Here is a 20,739-nt window from a genome sequence, read left to right on the forward strand (position 1 = left end):
AACTCATCCTTTCAGAAGAAGGGTACTTCATGACATCTTCCCGAAAGCACCCGCTCTTAACCTTAAACTTTAATCTGTTTTTTCGATGAGTTTAAGAGGTGCGTTTTTTAATCGCCACGGTACAGCGTGAAACACAAATTAATGCGTCTTCTTCATCGGTGATCCGGATCTCCCAAACCATAGTTGATTGACCTTTATGAAGTGGAGCGGCTGTTGCGGTCACTTTACCATCGGCTTTAGAACGAAGGTGATTCGCATTAATTTCTAAACCTACTGCCGCTTCAGTTTCCGGGTCAATCTGGTTAAACGTGCCGACGCTTGCAGCTGTTTCTGCTAAAGCGACGGAAGCCCCGCCATGTAAAAGGCCAAACGGTTGATGCGTCGCTGCATGCACCGGCATTTCCGCAACCACCTCGTCTGGCGTGATCTCAATAATTTCGATCCCTAAAGCCCCCATTAATGTATCTTCTGTTGGTTTCAATTCCGGCATAATTACTCCTCCTTTATATAATGACAACGTTCGTCGTCTAATTGTAGATTCCTTCTTTTTCTATCGAAGAAAACAAAAAATTTAACTAGTTGCGATTGACACTGTTGAGCGCATGCACTATTGTATTAATTGTACTAGTTGAACTAATACAATAAGAACAATAGAAGAAGGTGAGACTTTGCTCCACATTGATCCGAAAAGCCAGACACCCATCTATGAACAAATTATTGTTCAAATGAAGGATCGTGTCGCTAAAGGAGTGCTCAAGCCGGGTGAAAGAATTCCACCGGTTCGAGAGTTGTCTTCGCAAATTGTTGTAAATCCAAATACGGTGAGCAAGGCTTATAAAGAGCTCGAGAAACAGGGAGTGATTGTAACGATGCGCGGGAGAGGGACATTCATTAGTGAAGATGTTACTGCCGGAATTACTGCCGGGCAAACGGAGCATGTAAAAAAAGAAATGAGCCGGGTGGTACTTGATGCTTATTATGCCGGCGTTTCAAAAGAAGAGCTGCATGTCTGGATCAATGCTTTTTACGATGATTTAGGGGGATGGGACAAGTAATGGAAGTGCGAAACATTTCAAAATCAATTCAAGAGACAGAAGTACTGTGCGATGTGAGTTTTTCTATAGCACCTGGCACGATTACTGGAATCGTCGGTCGTAACGGTGTTGGAAAAACGTCTTTATTAAAAACGATGGTAGACATCTTCCGCCCGGATGAGGGAGAGGTGCGGGTCAAAGGCGAGAGTATTCAAATAAATCCATCCGCAAAGCAGCATGTCATTTTTGTAAGTGATGTCACTGAAGCGTTTAAAAATGAAAGTGTAGATCATATTGTCTCGTTTTATCGCGAAGTGTATCCATCTTTTGATCATGCGTATTTTGAAGAGTTAATGGCTCGGTTTGACCTCGAAAAGATCCAACAAGTGAAAAAGTATTCCAAAGGACGTAAAGCGTTGTTCGCATTAATTTTAGCGTTTGCGACGAGAGCAGATTTCGTTCTGCTCGATGAACCCACCGATGGACTTGATGTCATTGTGAAGCGACAAATGATGCAGTTCATGGTGGAGGCTGTCGCGGAAAACGACATCTCAATCTTAATTGCTACGCACCGACTTGATGAGCTCGAGACGCTGGCCGATCAAATTATCATGTTAAAAGACGGTCAAGTTGAAGCACGGTATGAGCTTGAGTCGGTTAAAATGCAGTATCAAAAAATGCAGATTGTATATGCCGAACAAATGCCAGAAGAGGTTATAGAGAAAGTGAACATTTTACAGCAGAGTGGTCGTGTCTATGTATGCTTTATCGCGCGTGCGGACAATGAAACGAAGCAGGCGGTTGAAAAAAGCGGTCCATTACTTATTGAAGAACTGCCGATGAGTCTAGAAGATTTATTTATAGCTAAGTTAGGAGGGGACCGCTTTGCTACCTAAAGCACTATGGAAAAAGGATTTTAAGCAGACGAAAGGGCTTTTCATCTATTTGGGGTTGGTGTTTATATTTTGGTTTCCAATCCAGGCGCTTTTACGTATCGACGGAGCACTAGAGACCTTGAGGGAGGAACAAGCTAGAGGCGAGGATCATCATTTACAGTTTTTGCAGACATCAAGTTACTTTTGGGAACAATTATTGTCTAGTTCTTCGTGGTTGCTTGCTCTCTTATTATTAGCTGTTATTCCAGGTGTTCTTATTGGTAGTGAGCGAAACTCTGAAACACATCACGTGATGACAGGCCTTCCTTTTAAGCGGCAGACACTGTTTATTTCTAAATTTGTCGTCGGTGCTGTTGGCATAAGTTTGTTGTTTTTCTTTGCCATCGGGCTTGCATATATTTTCGTTGCACAATCGGAACTTAGTTTCGTAACAGAGCAGTTTTCGTTGCTTGAGCATCTATGGCTTCCATGGACGACAATGCTTGCTATTTTTGCACTAGGAATGTTGATGGGATCTCTCGTTGGTGAAATGTTATCACAGATTGTTTTAACCCTTATATTTTTAATTTTTCCATCGGGATTTTGGTTGCTCGTAAGACAGTTTATTGAAATAAATAACATTCCATTAGGCGGTGAGCAGTGGCAGGCTGAATTTGTAGGAAACGTCACACTTCCTTTAATTCTCCTGGATGGAAATATGAATGGATGGTTCATCATCCCGGCAGTTATGACAATAGTTTTTGCCGTAGTAGGTACTTATAGTTATGCAAGCGCAAAAGATGAGCATAACGGTGAGTTACTACTGTTTAAAAAGTTAAATGTCATCTTTTTACCTGGTGTCGTTGTCTGCTTTGCCCTTCTTGGCGGTATGATCGCAGCATCTATTGCACCTCATAGCCAACAAGAGTTTCAAGTGATTTTATATTGGATCGGAGCCGTGCTTTTAGGAAGCGGAGCGTACTTTAGCACCCGGCGTCTCTTGCAAATGAACCGAGGGAGGAAAAAATAAAAGCCGCTGTTGTAAATCGTAACTATTACGTTTATAATTAAAATGTAATTATTACGATTTAAGGAAGGTGCTATAATGGCTCGTAAAGCAAAAGTTGCTAAAGAACAAAAGCGACAGGAAACTGTTGAACGTTATGCAGCTCTTCGTCAGCAGTTAAAAGAAGCCAGGGACTATGAAGCGTTAAAGAAGCTTCCTCGTGATGCTTCACCTACCCGACTCACCCGGAGATGCCGAGTGACAGGCCGTCCCCGTGGCGTCTACCAAAAATTTGGAATGTCAAGGATCGCTCTACGCGAATTTGCTCATAAAGGGCAGGTGCCCGGTTTGAAAAAATCGAGCTGGTAAAACAGCACGGATTTTTCTATATAACCAATCTGGACTTGCATTTTTAATGTGTTTGTGTCATTATATAATGTAGATAAGAACGGATGAGCAAAACTGATTCGGCTCCTGCACCAAATTTGTAGGACGAAAGAAGTTTGACTGTCCTCCTTATCGTATTTTAAGCATTTGGTTGAAGGAGGCCGTTAACATGACCGGCACAGTAAAATGGTTTAACGCAGAAAAAGGATTTGGTTTCATCGAGCGCGAAGATGGTGACGATGTATTTGTTCACTTCTCCGCTATCCAGGCAGAAGGCTTCAAAACACTTGAAGACGGCGAAACAGTTGAATTTGAAATCGTCGAAGGCGACCGTGGCCCACAAGCTGCAAACGTCGTTCGTCAATAGTCCTTATAAATGGAACAAAAGCCCGGAAGCTTGATGCTTTCGGGTTTTTTTAAGGATGTTATGAAAGCGGTTTCTTTAACTTAATTCAGGTTTGTGTTGTGATCTATTCGGAAATATAAAGGTAAACGGTCGTTAGATGAAGGGGGAGACAAGTGATGCAAGTGAACACAAAAGGTATACACCACATAACCGCAATTGTCGGTCCACCACAGGAAAATATCGAGTTTTATGGAGAAGTACTCGGCCTGAGGCTGGTGAAAACGACAGTTAACTTTGATGACCCGGGTACTTATCATTTATATTTCGGTGATGAAACCGGAAAGCCGGGAAGTATTATGACTTTCTTTCCGATCCCAGTTAACGAACGTCCAATCCCGGGGTCAAGACAAGTCGAGACAACCATTTTTCAAGTACCACCGGCAGCCCTCCCTTTCTGGGCAAGCCGTCTGGAGAATTACGGTGTGAGTTATGAAGAAAAAGAACGCTTCGGATCAAAATATTTGCAATTTCAAGACCCACACGGGTTAAAATTGGAGATGGTTGAAGACAAGCGCGGTGAAGCGTTTGAATCAGGAACTGGCGCAATTACGCCGGATGAAGCAATCAAAGGATTTTATGGAGCGGTCCTGCATTCAGCTGACCATGAAGCGACTGGACGGGTATTAACGGAACTGCTTGGGTTTTCTTACGAAGGTAGTGAAGGCAGTATCCATCGTTACACGGTTGGAAGTGGCCTTGGTCATACGATTGATGTGATGGAGGCAGAGGCACCAGCAGGTGAAATGGGCGCTGGGATCCACCATCATATTGCATTTCGGGCTTCGTCCCATCAGGAGCATGAAGTTTGGAAGAAAAAAATCTTGAATTACGGAATTCATGCAACAGACATTAAAGACCGGCAATATTTTAAGTCAATTTATTTCCGTGAACCCGGCGGTATTTTGTTTGAAATCGCAACGGACCCACCTGGCTTTATGATTGATGAATCAAAAGAGGAGCTCGGCTCAAATTTAAGACTTCCGGATTGGTTAGAGCCGCACCGGGAGCAGATTTCCGATCAACTGCCGATTATTGGCAGCCGTCGGTGAGAACAAGTTAAGGAAAAGGAGGTTATTGTTTGGAGTTGAAACATATTTATAAACACGGACGGAATCCGGAGCGGCCGGTACTTTTATTACTTCACGGAACTGGAGGTAATGAAGAAGATTTGATGCCGTTAGCCCGGATGATTGACCCGGAAGCAGCAATTTTAAGTGTACGTGGAAATGTGGAAGAAAACGGTATGCCTCGGTTCTTTAAGCGGTTGCGCGAAGGGGTTTTTGACCACGAAGATTTAGCAAAGCGTACAGATGAGTTATACGAATTTATCCAAGAAGCAGCTAAACAGTATGAGTTCAACCTCGGACAAGTAACAGCAATCGGGTATTCTAATGGCGCAAACATTGCTGCGAATTTACTGTTCCGCCATGGCCCGGTTTTAAAAAATGCAATTTTGCACCACCCGATGGTTCCAGATGCTGATGCTTTAATACCGGAGGTGAAAGAACTTCCGGTTTGGATTGGCGCCGGTGCAAATGATCCAATTTGTCCACCTGAGCAGACAGAAGAGCTTGATCGGAAGTTGCAGGAAGCAGGAGCTGAAGTAAAAGTAAACTGGTACCAAGCAGGTCATCAATTAACACAAGAAGAAGCGAAAGATGCAGCTGTCTGGTACGGCGCCCCTTAATTAGAAAACCATATGTGTATTGTGATTTATAAAATAAGGGGCTGTCCCATAAGGTCTACTTGAATTGATAGGCATGGGAAATATACTCGCTTTCACCAATGGCACAAGTGTGACATCGACTCAATCAGCGCTTCCGCTTGATTTAGTCGTGTCTGCTTTGCCGCTGGATAGCGTATCAGCTTGCGCGTGGAAAACCGCTCATGGCAGGATCTGTAACCGGCCGATTTCCTGTAAGCGTCCGCCGAAAAGCGACATCAGCCATAGTTCATCTTAAAAATTTGTGTACACGCTGAGCCTGCCGAAACAATCGGCAGGCTCATTTTAATACGGCAAACCGTAATAATAAGTACACCGCTTGAATTGTGGTGGTACAACATAAAAACCCCCGGCAGTTGATCTGCCGGGGTCAGCGTGAATTAGTCTAGTACTGTAACTTGAACGTTTTGACGTCCAAATGAATATGCTTCATCTTTTGTAGGCACGTGAAGATCGATACGGTTGCCTTGGATCGCACCGCCAGTGTCGCCTGCAATTGCTTCGCCGTAGCCTTCAACGTGTACGCGGCTGCCGAGTGGAATAACATTCGGATCAACAGCTACAACGCTTTTGTTAGGGTTGTTGTTTAGGTCTTGACCTGTCGCTGTAATACCAGTGCAACCAGTGCAGTTTGCAGTGTAAGCTGTAGCTTCCATTGTCATGGTTTGACCATTAGCTTCAGAAGACTGCGTTTCTTGCTGCTGGTTTTGTTGTTGGTTTTCTTGTTGTTGAGTCTCTTGCTGTTGAGTTTGCTGCTGTTCGCTAGCGGCTGGCTCATTGTTTGTTTCCTGTTCAGCCGGTTGTTCAGCTGCTGCTTCTTCGCTGGCTGCAGTCACAGCTGGCTCATAAGATTGCAGCGCGCTTAACGTTTTCGGTCCGACTTTGCCATCCGTTGTTAAACCTGCACTTGATTGAAACTGTTCAACAGCACTCAATGTGTTTTCCCCAAAGATGCCATCGATACTGCCGTTATAGTAGCCGGCAGTCTGTAAGTCTTCTTGTACAAATTCAACAGTTGGTCCTTCATCTTCTAGTTCTAGCACTTGAAGTGCCCCAATGGTTTGTGGTCCTGCAATACCATCAGTTAACAAGTTGTGCTCGTCTTGATATGATTTAACGAGCTGGGCGATTTCTGTGTCGTATACCCCATCGATATCTTCTTGATCTGCGATTATATCGTTATCATAGAGAAGCTCTTGAAACTCTTTAACCTCACCGTTTTCCGTGCCTTCTTTTAACAGGTCGTTCCCCAGTTCGCTCGCATCAGCGGACGAAGGGCTTAAAGCAAAGACAAATCCAGCTGCGAGTGCGGAAAAGCCAAATGCTTTAACATGCCGAACAGGTGTAAGAACGTTCATGCATGCTACCTCCTTTATTTTCTATGAATTTCATTGGGCGAACCAATGACTGCGAGACTTATAGTATCAAGGTAAAAGCAAACGTACAACACTAATTCGGGTTTCTTAAACGAATTGAAATCAATTTGTTACGAGTGAAATTTATTACTAAAGTTATAAGGCTTTTTGTAATGTTGCCCCTTCTTTTTTCACATTTTTCTTCACAATTTGCAGAAAAGCACCATTTTGAAAAATTCCTTCCGAATTTAATCGAAAGGGATTAGTGAATTTATGGATGTTCAGCTCTACTAACAGAAATTGAAGTGCATTGTTCACTAAGGTTCATCTTTCCAGCCGTTTTTAATAAAGCTGTAAACGTCATCAAAGATACCGATATCATATAAAATAACGAGTACAACAAGAACGATCGGTCCAATAATTAAACCGATAAAGCCGAAAAGCTGTAATCCGGTAAACATAGAAATGAGAACACCAAGCGGGTGTAGATTTAAACTGAACGACAATACTTTGGGTTCGAGGGTCTGCCTTACAACAAGAGCTACGACGTATAAAACAGCAATGGCTAAGCCAAATGTGATGTCACCTGTGAAAAACAAGTAAAGAAACCACGGGATTAAGATTGTACCGGTGCCGAGGTAAGGAATAACCTCTGCAATACCGACAATCACAGCCAGCGTAAATGCGTATTCTACCTGTAGAAGAAAAAGTCCGATCAAAACAATGACAGTAGTAATCATCATTAGGATGATTTGAGCACGAATGAAGCCAAAAACCCGCAAACGAAGCGCAAGTGAGAAAGCCTTCGCCCGTTCCCTCAAACCGTCTGGAACATTACGCTGCACTAACGAAGTTAAGCGTTCCCAGTCTTTTCCGAGAAAGTACACGGCTAAGATTGTAAAGATAAAGCCAATGAAAACTGACGGAAAGCCGAGTGCGAATTGTGTAACCCCGTCAGCAAGCGATTGACCGAACTGCCCAAAGATTCCTCCGAGCTGCGTCCCCAGCTGCGCGATACCTTCTTCAAGGGTAGCCTGCTGTTCAGGTGATAACGTATCTAACAAGCCGGTCATTTCCTGCCAGAAAGGCCAAATTGTATCGTTGAAGAAGTTTTGCAAGTTATCTGCAGCTGTTTCAATCCAATCGGGCACACGTTCAGAAAGCTGTTGAAACCCGTAAACGGATAAAAAGCTGAGGGCCGTTATTATTGCCGCCAAAGCAGAAAGTCCGGTAAGCAAGCCCATGAATGCAGCAAGAGCGGGGTGAAAGTGAAGCCGGTACTTTAATGTGCGCACTAAAGGGTGAAGAAGCCACGCAAGCAGGATGCCGATTAGAAAAGGATAACTTATTGAAAATAAGATACCAAGCAGCCAAGCAGCCAGCAGGGAGACTCCAATTACAACTGCAGTACGCAGTAGTATGTAGGCGTGCTGCTTCGTCATAGGCAGCTCTCCTTTAATATTGTTCTCGTTGAACCGTCATACCGAGGTTAGGGTAGGGCGATGTTTGTGAACGAACGCTTAAAAGGTAAGATTCGTTTGAAACAACTGTACTTAAATGCTTGTTCTCGGTCAAAAGGAAGAAATCCTTCTTAATTGAAAGTTTTAACTTCCTCGCTACTTAAATACGTATGATGCATAAGCGCGAAGTTGAGATTGTGTAACATATCACCGATGCCCCGGCAGTTTGCAAGTGGTTGGATTAAATCTTGGTGTTGAGAGAGCAAAGGGGCTAAAACCTTAAGATGTTTTTTTCCAGTCAAGGCTGCAATGGTTTGATAATTACCTAATCCTCGCTTAAGCCACATATCATTAAGTTTATCATGGTCGATGACGTAAGCACTTTTATGGTGAAATCCTACATCATAAGGCTCGTGTATGAAATCGTCAGGAAAAAGAAAACCATGATGAGCGGATAATACGACCCAATCTGCGTTGTGCATCTCTGTATATGCCACGCCGCGCTTAAAGAGCGTACCAGTATAAGCATTTCGGGCAGTTGTAGACCCGGTATTAGGGTCTTTATCCCATATTTTAGCTCGGCCTGGGGGAAGAATATAAATGAGTGTCATCATTAATCCTTTCTTGCACTTTACCGCCATTATACACCTGTTTACAAGCTCGGGCTATGTTTGGGGTGTTTACGCTCACCCACTGGGCTGGGAAGCATTTCGTGTGCGAAAATTTGTGATATACTAAAATCGTATTGAACGATGTGTGTGAAAGGAGAGCTTGATATGACTTTAAAAGATTGGAAGGCTTATATTCAAAACAATCGTGTTGAAGTTGTCATAGCACTTGGACTAATTTTTGCTTCTTTAGGTATGGGGGTTGTCGGAAGTATTGTTGTAGATACAGCTTATGATGGCTTTGCTGGGTTTTATTTAGGGTTAACTGCAGGGGCGCTTGTGCTTTTTTCAATATACATTGGAATTGCGAAAGTACTTTCGTTTAACAGTCATAAAAAGTCCTCATCTTAAGCTGAAACCTTTGCGGGCCTATGTGATGTCTTAAGCAGGAGCATACCCTTTTTAACCTTTGTTTTTTCTGCTCAGGATTGATTCAGAAATGAGGCATTTTTCATGATGGTTTATTTGATAAGCGCATTCATTTGCGCTTTTGTTCTTCCTTTGTTTTTAGTGTTAGTGATGTACGGGCTGTTTGAAGGGCTGATTGTTGTAACAATTGGGAGCTTGTTTCAGCAGATGTTTCCTTTAACATTGTTATTTTACATACTTGTTGGTGTTCCTGGCGCGTGGGCTGTGGATCGTATGTTTAGCCGCTGGCGGACTGAGGATGGAGTGTTCTATCAAAGCTTAATCTTGTTTGCTTACGGGGTCGTTGGGGCCCTGGTTCTAGTCGTTTATATGATGGCTTTTCAAGTGGCTGACCTTACACCTCAGCTTGATTTTTTGTTTGCTGTTGTACCTGGTTTTATCGGTGGGGTCCTTTTGTTTATCATCATTCGAGCATTGCGCTGGTTTGCTGTTAAATTTTGGATGAATTCGTAAAGCTGTAGCCTCTCCTATTTTGGAGAGGCTGATTTTTTAATGAGATTAGGTGAAGCATATGTATCCGACAGCGGCTTGGCCGGAAAAAATCAGGTTATTTTTATTCGTTATGGCACCGATCGTTGTAACACAAATCGGGATGTATGCCATGAAATTTATCGATACATTAATGTCAGGCCGGGCAGGAGCTGTTGACCTTGCCGGTGTAGCGGTAGGCTCAAGTCTGTGGCTCCCGGTGTTTACGGCTTTGAATGGAATCATGCTCGGATTAACACCGATCGCAGCTCAACATATTGGCGCATCACGTAAAGATGATGCGGCCCATGATATTACACAAGGACTATATTTATCCGTTGTTTGCAGTACAGTCGTAATTTTACTCGGAGCTGTTTTTTTAGATGTCGTATTAAACGCCATGAGTCTTGAGCCGGCAGTGCGTGAAGTCGCTCGTAATTATTTAATCGGTTTGTCATTTGGTATTTATCCTTACTTTGCATCAATGGCGCTGCGCAGCTTTATGGATGCACAAGGTGAAACACGTATGACGATGACAGTGATTTTAAGTGCGCTTCCGGTCAATGCCTTTTTCAACTACGGATTAATTTTTGGAAACTTTGGTTTACCGGAGCTTGGCGGGGCAGGTGCTGGTTATGCGACGGCTGCTACCTATACGGTAATGTTTGTATTGTATGCCTTGTTTGCATCAAAGCTTCACCGCTTTCAGTCGTACCGTCTGCTTAGGTTTTGGCCGCGTGTGTCGCTTCATAAATGGAAAGAGCTTTTAAAAGTCGGTCTCCCAATCGGCTTCACAATATTTTTTGAAACGAGCATTTTTGCTGCAGTGACACTTTTGATGAGCGGTTTTCAAACAGAAGTGCTCGCAGCCCATCAAGCCGCTATTAACTTTGCTTCGCTTTTATATATGCTGCCGCTCAGCATTGCGATGACGCTAACGATTGCTGTTGGCTATGAAGTTGGTGCCGGCAGACTGCGTGATGCCAATCAATATACTGGGCTGGGCATGCTGGTTGCATTTTTACTCGGGTTATTTGCCTGCTTTGTGATTTATGTTTCAAGGGATACGGTTTCTGCTTGGTATACCTCTGACCAAGAGGTAGCGTTTTGGATGCAGCAGTTTTTAATATATGCGATCTTCTTTCAAATGTCAGATGCGGTAGCTTCACCGATACAAGGTGTCCTTAGAGGTTATAAAGATGTGAATGTTCCATTTTTAATTGCGTTCGTTTCATTTTGGCTGATCGGACTGCCGTTTGGTATTTCTATCGCTTCATTCACGACGTTTGGTCCGTTTGGTTACTGGCTTGGACTAATTGCGGCGCTCGGGGTTATGGCTGTCCTCCTTTTTTTCCGTTTACGCTGGATGCAAAAACGAACCGCAGCTTTAGTTAGCTTAAATTCGCCAAAATCAGGGTAATAATACCGAAGGATGATGTGATCATTTCTATTGGAGATGTTAAGTGAATATTAATGTTAAGGAGGTGGAAGTTGATGGATGTAAGTGAGTATATCCGTTCGCTTCATGCCAATGAAGATGAACATTTAAAGCGGATCAAGCAGGCGGTGTATGAAGCAGAAATGCCGGAGATTTCAATTCCACCGGAAACAGGGCAGGCGCTAAAACTGCTCATCCGTATGACAAACCGAAAGCGTGTGCTTGAAATCGGATGCTTGGGGGGGTATAGCAGCTTATGGATGGCCCGAGGCCTTGCTGAAGACGGTGTTGTTGTATCGCTTGAAAAAGAAAAAAAACATGTTGAAGTCGCCAAAAAAGAGCTCGAGCAAACTCCGGACGGGCAAAAGATTTCGATTCGCCACGGAGACGCACTTGAAGCACTACAAACGATGAGTGAGGAAAATGAGCGCTTTGATTTCTTTTTTATTGATGCAGATAAAGAGCGTTACGAAGCTTATCTTGATGCATGTATTGAGATTGCTCAACCTGGCGCAATTATTGCAGCAGATAATGTATTGTGGAAGAACCGTGTAATTGATCCGGATGTACAAGATGACTTAACAATTGATGTACGCAGTTTTAATGAAACAGTCGCAGCTGATGATCGCGTCGACAGCTTAATTCTTCCTATTGGTGATGGTTTAACGGTGGCGCTTGTTCGTTAATCAAACCGATATGAAATTAGAAGTGAAAAACAGGAGGATGTAATATGCGTGAATGGAAGCTTCCAGTTATAAACGCGGTGACGCTCGCTGTTGTAGTGATCATGAATGCTTTGTCTAACCTTCTTCCTTTTAACAATCAGACGGTTGGGGAAATTTCTGATCGATTAAATGTTTTATTTACGCCGGCAGGCTATGTTTTTTCGATTTGGAGTTTAATTTATGTACTGCTCGCGATATGGGTGGTGCGTCAGTTTGTGACGCAAGCTGGACGGGAGAGTGCCGAACGCGTTGGATTTTGGTTTCTTATAAGTTCAGTATTTAATGTAAGCTGGCTTGTTTTATTTCATTATGAGTTGTTTACCGCAACGATGGTTGTTATGACGCTTTTGCTATTGTCATTAATCATCATTTACCGTCGTTTGGATACCTTAACAGGGAGGAAGAAAATCGATTTACTCCCCTTCTCTGTATACATCGGTTGGATTTCGGTTGCTTTTATTGTGAACATTGGGGTAGTTCTACGTGCTCAAGGCATAGATGGATGGATCATCTCTGGTGAATTATGGACGATCGTTGCGTTAGTTCTCGGCGTTGTGCTGGCACTTCTGTTTTCGACCACGTTTTCTGACATCGTTTATCCACTCGTGTTTATATGGGCGTATATCGGAATTAGCGTTGAACGTTTTGAAACTTATCCGCTTTTAGCTGTAACTGCATCTTTTCTAGCCGGGGTTTTAGCGCTTGGTGTCGTACTGTCTTCGTTTCAGCGGTCGAAACAGCACCGCAAGACAAGTGGTTAAATTGAAGTCAAAATGGGAAAAGCCATACAGCGATTGATTTAGTTTTTAAAGGAGGCTTATCATGCCAGCGACAAAAGAAGATGTACGAGCTTTAGTCGATCATTTGCGTCAAGAACAGCTTGATGCTGTGTATGAGTTCATTCAAGAGATGAAAGATACGGATGAAGGTTCTATGACCAAAGGGGAAATCGAGGGCTTGTACGATGAGGAAGCTTACTTTTCCGAAGGGGAAAACAACCCTTTTGATGAGCTTCAACAAAAGGACATAGCCCGTAAAGATCGGTTGTAATTGTTGTCAGCCCGCTGAAAGCTTCGGCGGGCTGCTTTTTGAATGGTTACATATAGATGGGAGGCGGCGTCGTGAGTTCAAATAAAAAATATGATTTTATTGGTATCGGGATTGGCCCGTTTAATTTAGGATTGGCAGCGTTAAGTGATTCAGTTAATGAACTAGAAACGGCATTTTTTGAACAGGATGCCTCATTTGTGTGGCACCCAGGGATGCTGCTTGAAGGTACTGTGTTAAATTCAAGTTTTATCGCCGATCTTGTGACATTTGCAGATCCAACAAGCAGGTATACATTTTTAAATTACTTACATGAACATAACCGGCTTTACAAATTTTTCTTTAATAAGACACTGCATATGCCTCGTAAAGAGTACGAAAACTACGGGCGTTGGGTAGCAGATCAACTCGACTCCTGCCATTTTAGCTCTAGAGTTGAAGATGTGACCGAAGAAGCGGATGGTTATGCTGTACACGTCCGTGATTTACAGACTGATCAATCTCAAGTGTACTATACTAACCATGTTGTTGTAGGAACAGGAACAGCGCCACAAGTCCCCGGTGGTTTAGAAAACAATTTAAATGAAGATGTGTGTCACAGCAGTACCTACCGATATGAAGCATCTCATATGAAGCAATCCGATAAGATTGTCGTCGTAGGCGCAGGGCAAAGTGCGGCGGAAATATTTCATGATTTACTAAAAGATCAAAAGCATTTTGATTATCACTTAACATGGCTAACGCGTTCTCATCAGTTTTTTCAAGCTGAAGAAGCAAAACTGGCCCGCGAAATTTTTTCACCGGATTACGTTCGGTATTTTCGTTCACTTCACATCGATAATCGCTTAGAGGCGTTGCCTCCTTTGGACCAAGCGCGTAAAGGAATTGAACCAGATACGTTAATGGCGATTTATGAATTGCTGTATCACCGCTCTGTTGAAGATCAAGAGCCGCAAGTTACGTTACAGCCGTTAAGCGAAGTAAATGATGTGAAGTATGAACAAAAGAGTGGTCGCTACACCCTTGAAGCTTATCAGCATCAAAAAGAAGAACATTTTCAAGTTGCTGCAGATAAAGTCATTATGGCCACAGGTTTTACGCCGAAAGTTCCTGACTGGTTGAATCGTTTCGATCACGTGATTGAACGTGAAGGTGACAACTATTATAAAGTCACAGATGATTTTCAATTATCTTTTACGGACCGCCGCCGCCACTCGATTTATATGCTAACGAATTTAGATCATTCACACGGATCAGCGGCGACAAATCTAGGGTTGTCAGTATTTCGGAACCAAATAATTATTAACAGCATCATGGGGCGCGAAGTTTATCCGCTGAAAACAAATACGGTATTTCAACAATTCATGCCTTCAAATGAAGTATAGTACAGCAAAGTAAAGCGTAAGCGTATAAATGATGTGAAAGTGTAAATATTAATCACAGCGATGCTCACTGAATCATCAAGATGTTTCAAAAATGTAAGATAAGATCGTGTATTATGTGAAAAGTTGTAAAAGAAAGCTTTTTATGTTTCATGAAGTGTTTACGTGGAATATAGACAAATGTAAACATTAATACTGCAATTATCTTTAAGGAGGATGTTTTATGAATAAGAAGCTTTTATATGCAGGTCTGACAGGTGTACTCACATTAGGCGTTATGGCAGGTTGCGGTGACGACGATATGGATCCGGATGACGGCATGGGCGAAGACGACCCAATGGAGGAAGATGGCGGCGACTTGGACATGGATGACGACGATGACGACATGGATCTAGATGACGACGATGATGATGACGATGACGATGATGATGACGATGACGACATGGATCTAGATGACGACGACGATGACGACGATGATGATTTATAAAATTTAATGTAAAGTCCGGCATGCCGGAACTTTGAGCTGCCCTGTTTATACAGGGCAGTTTTTTGTACAGGTGCAGTGTTCATTGATATGGCGCCGGTGGATCAAAAAATCCTGGAGGTGAAAAACAATGTTAACATCCGCTGCATGGTGGTTCGCAGCAGCACTTTCATTGGCAGCAGGCGCCTTAGGTTTCATTGTCCTACTTACTGTGCATTATTATATTGAAAAAGATTTAAATCAACGAGTGCCATTTTTTCCGTTTAATTTGCTTGCTGTCCTTTTCATCACTTCATTTTTTGGTGGCACATTTACGATGGTTTACGGTATCATATTCGAAGGTGTTCGCGACATTGGCTGGTTTTATGTCTTGTTAAAAGCTTATATAATGCCGTTACCGTTGCTTTTGGCAGGTTATATTTTTTTGTTTCCGCAATTTCGTTCATGGCGCCGTCCATATCAAGCAGTGGAAGGAACAAACGTGGTGAAATTAAAAACACGGCATTATCAAAAGCGAAGTCGTTATATTTAAAGATAGGCTGGTGGCAGTATGGCGAAAACAAAATATTATGTTGTCTGGAAAGGTCGTAAGCCGGGAATTTACACCTCGTGGCCGGCATGTGAAGAACAAGTTAAAGGTTATCCAGGGGCTCAGTTTAAATCATTTCAATCAAAAGCAGAAGCAGAAGCAGCCTACTACCAAACGGAGAAGCAAGCGCCTGCGCACACGGGTGAAAAAAATCAAGCTGGATATATCGAAGAAAGTATTTCAGTTGATGCTGGATCACACGGAAATCCAGGCATCGTTGAGTTCCGGGGGGTTTATACGAAGACGGGTGAGGTTGTGTTTCAAAGTCCAAAAATTCATATTGGCACGAACAATATGGGAGAGTTTCTTGCCATTGTGGAAGCTTTAAAGTGGTTAAAAGAGAAAGAGGAGCACGCTTGGCCGGTTTATTCAGACTCGGCAACAGCAATGAAATGGGTGCGCGAGCGTAAAGTTAACTCAACACTGAAACGAAATGCAGACAGTGAAGATATGTGGCAGCGCATCGATGCTGCTTTACAATGGCTTAAGGAAAATAGCTGGTCAAACCCGATCTTGAAGTGGGACACGAAAACGTGGGGAGAGATTAAGGCAGATTATGATCGAAAATAAAGGGGGCTGGCAATGTACAGCATCAATATCTTAGATCAATCGCCTGTGGCTGTAGGGGAGACACCAGCTGAGGCGCTTCGAAACACTGTTAAGCTGGCGGAAACGGCTGAAGCCTGCGGTTATGACCGCTTCTGGGTTTCTGAACATCATGACACCCCAAGTCTGGCAGGGTCAAGCCCTGAAGTACTGCTTGCACATATTGCAGCCAAAACCTCTACGATTAAACTCGGTTCAGGCGGTGTGCTTTTACCCCATTACAGCGCATATAAGGTAGCTGAACAGTTTAAAGTATTGTCAGCACTCGCCCCGGGGCGAATCGAGCTCGGTGTCGGCCGCGCACCCGGCGGGATGCCAAGAGCTACTATGGCACTGCAGGAGGGAACAAAACGAGATGTCGCCCGGTATCCGGAGCAGATTGAAGACGTCCTTTCTTACCTGCATGATACACTAGAAGAGCATCATCCATATTACGGTTTAAAAGCGACACCTCAAGTAGCAGAGCCACCCCAGATGTGGATTTTAGCTTCTACACCGGGAAGTGCGGAGCTTGCTGCGAAAGAAGGGCTGCCGCTTTGCTTTGCTCATTTCATTAATCCTGCAGATGGACGTGAAGCTGTAGATTACTATTTAAAGAACTTTACACCTTCACCTGGTTTGCCCGAACCTAAACTGATGATTGCAGTATTTGTTGTATGTGCAGATACTGAAGAAAAGGCTGAAGAAGAAGCGCTTATTATGGATGATGTATTGCTGTCAATTGAATACGGTAAGCAAATTGAAGGCATTCCTACAAAAGAAGAGGTTGCCATGAAAAGCTACACATCATTTGAGCAGGACCGGATTAAACAGAACCGTGAGCGCATGTTTGTAGGTACTGGAGATTCAATTCGTCAGCAGGTAGATCATCTTCAGCATTTTTATCCGACAGAGAACTGGATGTTTGTCTCACTTGCGCGTGATTTTGAAATGAAGCGCCAAGGGTATGAACAAATTTCCAATTCCTTTTTCGACCACGTTTAAAGCATGCAGCAAGTGGGAATTTTACATGCGGAACACGATAGTAAAAGGGAGGTACTTGTATGGGAAAAAAAATTGCGGTGCTTATGACGAATTGGTTTGAAGACTCCGAATATACAAGTCCGAAACAGGAGCTTGAAGGCGCTGGTCACGAGCTAACAGTGATCGAAAAGGAAGCAGGAAAAACGATTAAAGGAAAATCTGATGGAACAGAAGTTGTCGTAGATGCTGGTATTGAGAATGTAAAACCTGAAGACTTCGATGCGCTCTTAATTCCAGGTGGCTTCAGCCCGGATATTTTGCGAACAAATGATAAAATCGTTAATTTTGCGAAGTACTTTATGGATCATGACCTTCCTGTATTTGCGATTTGCCACGGGCCACAGCTTTTGATCACTGCAAAAGCAATTGAAGGCCGCAAAGCGACAGGCTTTTATTCAATTATGGTTGATATGGAGTATGCAAAAGCTGATTTAAAGGATGAAGAGGTCGTGGTTTGCCATAACTTAGTGACAAGCCGGACCCCAGATGATCTGGAGGCATTTAACCGCGAATCGCTCCGTCAGCTCCAAGCATAAATGTCTGCTTAAGAATGAGCTTCCCCAAATGATGGGGGAGCCTTTTTTACAAGAGTGAAAAAGATATCAAGGAGGTTTGATTCATGGCTGAAGCAGTGGTGGCTGGAGGCTGTTTTTGGTGTCTTGTGCCCCCTTTTGAAAATTTAGACGGTGTACACGCTGTGACAACCGGTTATACCGGCGGAAACACTGAAAATCCAACGTATAAAGAAGTATGTACGAATGAAACCGGACATGTAGAGGCTGTAAAAATTGATTATGATCCCAAAATTATTTCATTTTCTAAACTGCTTGAAGTTTTCTGGCGGCAAATTGACCCTACAGACGATGGAGGGCAGTTTAATGACCGCGGCGAATCTTATCAAACAGCTATTTTTTACGGCAGTGAAGAAGAAAAAGAAGCTGCAGAAGCCTCTAAGCGCATTATTGATGAAAATGGTCCTTTTAAAGCTCAAGTACAGACAAAGATTTTACCGAAATCAACGTTCTATCCTGCAGAGGAGGAGCATCAAAATTATCATCATAAACACCCGCTGCATTATCAAATGTACAAAAAAGGCTCAGGCCGCCAAGGCTTTATCGAGACGTATTGGAGGAATTAAATATGACAAAACAGCAATTTGATAAAAACCACCTTACTCCGATTCAATTTCAAGTAACTCAAAAAGATGGAACAGAACGACCGTTTGAGAATGAGTTTTATAATTTTTTCGGGGAAGGTATATATGTAGATATTGTTTCAGGCGAGCCGTTGTTTCACTCAAAAGATAAGTTTGAGTCTGACTGTGGGTGGCCGAGCTTTACTCGACCACTTTATGAAGAAAATGTTACGGAACATTTTGATGATAGTTTAGGTATGCGTCGCACAGAAGTCAGAAGTAAAAAAGCTGATTCCCACCTTGGACATGTATTTCCAGACGGTCCCCCGCCAACTGGTCTGCGTTACTGCATTAACTCAGCTGCACTCAAATTTATTGCGAAAGATGATCTGGATGACCAAGGTTACGAGAACCTTTTGACAACGTTCGATGAATAAGGAGTCAGTAAACACGTTTTGCGCAACGTAAAGTGTGGAATAATAAATTATGTGAAGTCTTCAAACAGTATATCTAACTGATTGAAGAATACCTATTTGTTCAAGGAGGGCGATGTCATGGATGCCAAAACAAAAGAGCTAATTGATGGATTGAATGAAGACCTTGCCAATGAATATGGTGCAGTAATTATGTACAATCATTACGCTTCTGTGGTTGAAGGCTTGTACCGCCAAGTACTTAAACCGTTTTTTGAATCAGAAGTTCCTGATGAGCTCCAGCATGCACAGTATTTAGCAGAAAAAATTAAAATTCTCGGTGGCACACCGACCACTCAACCAGTGGAAGTGTCCAATCCGTCAACTGTTAAAGAGATGCTTGAAAATGCCCGTCAATCTGAGATTGATACCATTAAACGTTATAAAGAACGCTTGAAACTTGCTGAAGAGCTCGGCATGGTTGAGCTGCAAGTGAAAATGGAAGATATGATTGCTGATGAAACGGGCCATATGGAAGATATGGAGCGCCTGCTGCAGGACGCACGTCTCGAATAGTAGAAATACTGAACCTCCCGAAACCATCGGGAGGTTTCAGACTGTAGACAAAGTACAAAACTTAACATTAACTCACAACTTACGGCTCCAACCGCCGCGGGCTGCTCTATTAAGAGGAGAAAAGCCGAATCATGAACGTAACCTTCATGCCAGACGGACGCTTTCCCGAGGGCTTGGCTTCAGCTAACTTGTTCGATTTGATTGCCAATCGAACAAGTGGATCTTCAGCCTGCGCTTGATCCTCTGGGAGTCGCCGTCTTTTGTTTCGGTTACTTGTTCGTTAACGATCATGAAGGATTTCCATTGTTTATGGTTCGCTTGATCGCTCATAAAGCGTCATGATGAAATTGATTCATCTAAATATCGCTTGACCAAAAGGTTCTCTACAATTCATGACCAGCAAATGACGCAAGGCTGATGAGCGCCGGCGGCGACGCTACCAAGAACAGCGCGAGCCGAAAATCCCATAAGCAGTGACTTTCTGCCGACAAAGTTGAGGCCGTGACGGAGGCTAAGAAGACACGGTGACTTCAAGCTTTAGCGCAGATCAAACCGATGTCGCACTTGTGCCCTCCGGGTGCAAGCGTCCGCCGAAAAGCAACGTCAGCCTTCACTTTTTCAAAGGTTTGTCTACACGCTGGAACCTCCCGAAACCATCGGGAGGTTCTTTTTCGTTAACCTAAGCTTTAAAGCGTGATATGCTATAATTAGGAGAAAGGAACGAATTCTAAGGTCTTGATTATATGGAGGGTTACATATGACGTCATCTGATCTTGTCCCGGTGCTTGAAGGAAATATTGCAAAACGAACCTTGCAGTTTTTCTGGTTGGCTGATTGCTCCGGCTCTATGAAAGGGAAAAAAATATCCACCTTAAATCAAGCGGTTCGAGAAGCGCTGCCTGAAATTAAAGAAGCGGTCTCGGCCCATCCAGAGGTGCAGATTGAAATGCGGGCGATTGCTTTTAGTAACGAAGCAGCCTGGCACGTTGGTCCAGAGCCTGTAGCACTTGAAGACTTTGTATGGCCGGACCTCGAAGCTGGTGGGATCACTGGCACTGCCCAGGCAATTGAGCTGCTTTCTGAAGAGTTAAGTGTCGATAAAATGAACCGCCGTGGTTATCCGCCCGTATGCATTTTGCTTTCAGATGGTTATTGCACAGATGATGAGAGCCGTTTTGAAAGTGCCATCCAAACGCTGAACGAAATGCCTTGGGGACGCAAAGCTGTCCGGCTTGCTATCGGTATTGGGCAGGAGCACCAATACAATGAGCAGGAGCTGTTGAAGTTTGTCAGCCATGAAGAGATCGGTGTGTTGAAAGCTGATTCGCCGGAAAAATTAACATCATATATCCAATGGGCAAGTGTAGCTGCTTCTGTAGGGGCATCAGTTGGAAAAAGCCGAATGAGTAAAGATGATGAACATAATGTAGCGCTGCCGCCGCCGCCGTCGGAGGTAACGCTCGTTGAAGATGCAGATGAAGATGATGTTTTTTAAAAAGTTTTTTTGCCA

At 43.4% G+C, this 20,739-nt stretch carries 27 protein-coding genes; 23 read left to right on the plus strand and 4 right to left on the minus strand.

Going from position 1 to position 20,739, the window contains the following annotated elements; genetic code table 11:
- Positions 1 to 91 precede the first annotated feature (91 nt).
- Positions 92 to 490, minus strand: a complete 399-nt coding sequence (locus B0H94_RS10500; protein ID WP_106589228.1) for a hotdog fold thioesterase — start codon at positions 488 to 490, stop codon at positions 92 to 94.
- 178 nt (positions 491 to 668) lie between these two features.
- Here B0H94_RS10500 and B0H94_RS10505 point away from each other — a divergent pair, with 178 nt between their 5' ends.
- From B0H94_RS10505 to B0H94_RS10535, 7 genes are all read left to right on the plus strand, one after another.
- Entirely contained in the window at positions 669 to 1,055 is a 387-nt protein-coding gene (locus tag B0H94_RS10505; protein ID WP_106589229.1) for a GntR family transcriptional regulator, read from the plus strand.
- Positions 1,043 to 1,930: an ATP-binding cassette domain-containing protein gene (locus B0H94_RS10510; RefSeq protein WP_106589230.1), complete on the plus strand. Its 888-nt coding sequence runs from the start codon at positions 1,043 to 1,045 to the stop codon at positions 1,928 to 1,930. The genes B0H94_RS10505 and B0H94_RS10510 overlap by 13 nt, the downstream gene beginning before the upstream one ends.
- The gene (locus tag B0H94_RS10515) at positions 1,920 to 2,939 is read left to right on the plus strand and encodes an ABC transporter permease (RefSeq protein ID WP_106589231.1); all 1,020 of its coding nucleotides are present in this window, start codon (positions 1,920 to 1,922) and stop codon (positions 2,937 to 2,939) included. Before B0H94_RS10510 ends, B0H94_RS10515 begins: the two co-directional genes overlap by 11 nt.
- A gap of 75 nt (positions 2,940 to 3,014) precedes the next feature.
- Positions 3,015 to 3,284 carry a 30S ribosomal protein S14 gene (gene rpsN, locus B0H94_RS10520; protein WP_106589232.1) on the plus strand — a complete coding sequence of 90 codons (270 nt, stop codon included), beginning with the start codon at positions 3,015 to 3,017 and terminating at the stop codon, positions 3,282 to 3,284.
- 187 nt (positions 3,285 to 3,471) lie between these two features.
- Positions 3,472 to 3,669, plus strand: a complete 198-nt coding sequence (locus B0H94_RS10525; RefSeq protein WP_018923418.1) for a cold shock domain-containing protein — start codon at positions 3,472 to 3,474, stop codon at positions 3,667 to 3,669.
- A 155-nt stretch (positions 3,670 to 3,824) separates the two neighbouring features.
- Positions 3,825 to 4,757 (plus strand): ring-cleaving dioxygenase, encoded by a 933-nt coding sequence (locus B0H94_RS10530; RefSeq protein WP_106589233.1) that lies wholly within the window; start codon positions 3,825 to 3,827, stop codon positions 4,755 to 4,757.
- Positions 4,758 to 4,792: 35 nt separating this feature from the next.
- Positions 4,793 to 5,395, plus strand: a complete 603-nt coding sequence (locus B0H94_RS10535; RefSeq protein ID WP_181315373.1) for an alpha/beta hydrolase — start codon at positions 4,793 to 4,795, stop codon at positions 5,393 to 5,395.
- A 416-nt stretch (positions 5,396 to 5,811) separates the two neighbouring features.
- On the opposite strand, the gene B0H94_RS10540 is transcribed toward B0H94_RS10535, so the two are convergent.
- The 3 genes from B0H94_RS10540 to B0H94_RS10550 form a co-directional block, all read right to left on the minus strand.
- Entirely contained in the window at positions 5,812 to 6,789 is a 978-nt protein-coding gene (locus B0H94_RS10540; RefSeq protein ID WP_106589235.1) for a peptidoglycan-binding protein, read from the minus strand.
- Between the two features lie 314 nt (positions 6,790 to 7,103).
- Positions 7,104 to 8,228, minus strand: coding sequence for a sporulation integral membrane protein YtvI (gene ytvI, locus B0H94_RS10545; RefSeq protein ID WP_106589236.1), 1,125 nt, complete (start codon positions 8,226 to 8,228; stop codon positions 7,104 to 7,106).
- 149 nt (positions 8,229 to 8,377) lie between these two features.
- Positions 8,378 to 8,857 carry a DUF6884 domain-containing protein gene (locus B0H94_RS10550; protein ID WP_146139943.1) on the minus strand — a complete coding sequence of 160 codons (480 nt, stop codon included), beginning with the start codon at positions 8,855 to 8,857 and terminating at the stop codon, positions 8,378 to 8,380.
- Positions 8,858 to 9,022: 165 nt separating this feature from the next.
- Between B0H94_RS10550 and B0H94_RS10555 the strand changes: the two genes are divergently transcribed.
- The 16 genes from B0H94_RS10555 (at position 9,023) to B0H94_RS10625 (ending at position 20,724) form a co-directional block, all read left to right on the plus strand.
- Positions 9,023 to 9,265, plus strand: a complete 243-nt coding sequence (locus tag B0H94_RS10555) for a hypothetical protein (RefSeq protein ID WP_106589238.1) — start codon at positions 9,023 to 9,025, stop codon at positions 9,263 to 9,265.
- 102 nt (positions 9,266 to 9,367) lie between these two features.
- On the plus strand, positions 9,368 to 9,796 hold the full coding sequence (locus B0H94_RS10560; protein ID WP_106589239.1) for a hypothetical protein: 429 nt from the start codon (positions 9,368 to 9,370) through the stop codon (positions 9,794 to 9,796).
- 58 nt (positions 9,797 to 9,854) lie between these two features.
- Positions 9,855 to 11,231 (plus strand): MATE family efflux transporter, encoded by a 1,377-nt coding sequence (locus B0H94_RS10565; protein ID WP_106589240.1) that lies wholly within the window; start codon positions 9,855 to 9,857, stop codon positions 11,229 to 11,231.
- A 74-nt stretch (positions 11,232 to 11,305) separates the two neighbouring features.
- A complete protein-coding gene (locus B0H94_RS10570) occupies positions 11,306 to 11,935 on the plus strand; it encodes an O-methyltransferase (RefSeq protein WP_181315360.1) in 630 nt (209 codons plus the stop codon).
- A 44-nt stretch (positions 11,936 to 11,979) separates the two neighbouring features.
- Positions 11,980 to 12,735 (plus strand): tryptophan-rich sensory protein, encoded by a 756-nt coding sequence (locus tag B0H94_RS10575; protein WP_106589242.1) that lies wholly within the window; start codon positions 11,980 to 11,982, stop codon positions 12,733 to 12,735.
- 61 nt (positions 12,736 to 12,796) lie between these two features.
- Positions 12,797 to 13,024, plus strand: coding sequence for a hypothetical protein (locus tag B0H94_RS10580; protein ID WP_106589243.1), 228 nt, complete (start codon positions 12,797 to 12,799; stop codon positions 13,022 to 13,024).
- Positions 13,025 to 13,095: 71 nt separating this feature from the next.
- Positions 13,096 to 14,406: a lysine N(6)-hydroxylase/L-ornithine N(5)-oxygenase family protein gene (locus B0H94_RS10585; RefSeq protein WP_245893976.1), complete on the plus strand. Its 1,311-nt coding sequence runs from the start codon at positions 13,096 to 13,098 to the stop codon at positions 14,404 to 14,406.
- A gap of 220 nt (positions 14,407 to 14,626) precedes the next feature.
- On the plus strand, positions 14,627 to 14,890 hold the full coding sequence (locus B0H94_RS15200; protein ID WP_181315361.1) for a DNA primase: 264 nt from the start codon (positions 14,627 to 14,629) through the stop codon (positions 14,888 to 14,890).
- Positions 14,891 to 15,017: 127 nt separating this feature from the next.
- Positions 15,018 to 15,419: a hypothetical protein gene (locus tag B0H94_RS10595; protein WP_106589245.1), complete on the plus strand. Its 402-nt coding sequence runs from the start codon at positions 15,018 to 15,020 to the stop codon at positions 15,417 to 15,419.
- A gap of 18 nt (positions 15,420 to 15,437) precedes the next feature.
- On the plus strand, positions 15,438 to 16,046 hold the full coding sequence (locus tag B0H94_RS10600) for a ribonuclease H1 domain-containing protein (RefSeq protein WP_106589246.1): 609 nt from the start codon (positions 15,438 to 15,440) through the stop codon (positions 16,044 to 16,046).
- Between the two features lie 12 nt (positions 16,047 to 16,058).
- The gene (locus B0H94_RS10605) at positions 16,059 to 17,066 is read left to right on the plus strand and encodes an LLM class flavin-dependent oxidoreductase (RefSeq protein WP_106589247.1); all 1,008 of its coding nucleotides are present in this window, start codon (positions 16,059 to 16,061) and stop codon (positions 17,064 to 17,066) included.
- A gap of 59 nt (positions 17,067 to 17,125) precedes the next feature.
- A complete protein-coding gene (locus B0H94_RS10610) occupies positions 17,126 to 17,641 on the plus strand; it encodes a type 1 glutamine amidotransferase domain-containing protein (protein WP_106589248.1) in 516 nt (171 codons plus the stop codon).
- Between the two features lie 83 nt (positions 17,642 to 17,724).
- Positions 17,725 to 18,243: a peptide-methionine (S)-S-oxide reductase MsrA gene (msrA, locus tag B0H94_RS15455; protein ID WP_181315362.1), complete on the plus strand. Its 519-nt coding sequence runs from the start codon at positions 17,725 to 17,727 to the stop codon at positions 18,241 to 18,243.
- 2 nt (positions 18,244 to 18,245) lie between these two features.
- Positions 18,246 to 18,677, plus strand: a complete 432-nt coding sequence (gene msrB / locus B0H94_RS15460; protein ID WP_181315363.1) for a peptide-methionine (R)-S-oxide reductase MsrB — start codon at positions 18,246 to 18,248, stop codon at positions 18,675 to 18,677.
- Between the two features lie 117 nt (positions 18,678 to 18,794).
- Positions 18,795 to 19,229, plus strand: coding sequence for a ferritin-like domain-containing protein (locus tag B0H94_RS10620; RefSeq protein ID WP_106589249.1), 435 nt, complete (start codon positions 18,795 to 18,797; stop codon positions 19,227 to 19,229).
- A gap of 757 nt (positions 19,230 to 19,986) precedes the next feature.
- The gene (locus B0H94_RS10625) at positions 19,987 to 20,724 is read left to right on the plus strand and encodes a vWA domain-containing protein (RefSeq protein WP_106589250.1); all 738 of its coding nucleotides are present in this window, start codon (positions 19,987 to 19,989) and stop codon (positions 20,722 to 20,724) included.
- Positions 20,725 to 20,739: the final 15 nt, after the last annotated feature.

Origin of the sequence: Salsuginibacillus halophilus (assembly GCF_003014715.1) — a bacterium.
GTDB lineage: Bacteria > Bacillota > Bacilli > Bacillales > Marinococcaceae > Salsuginibacillus > Salsuginibacillus halophilus.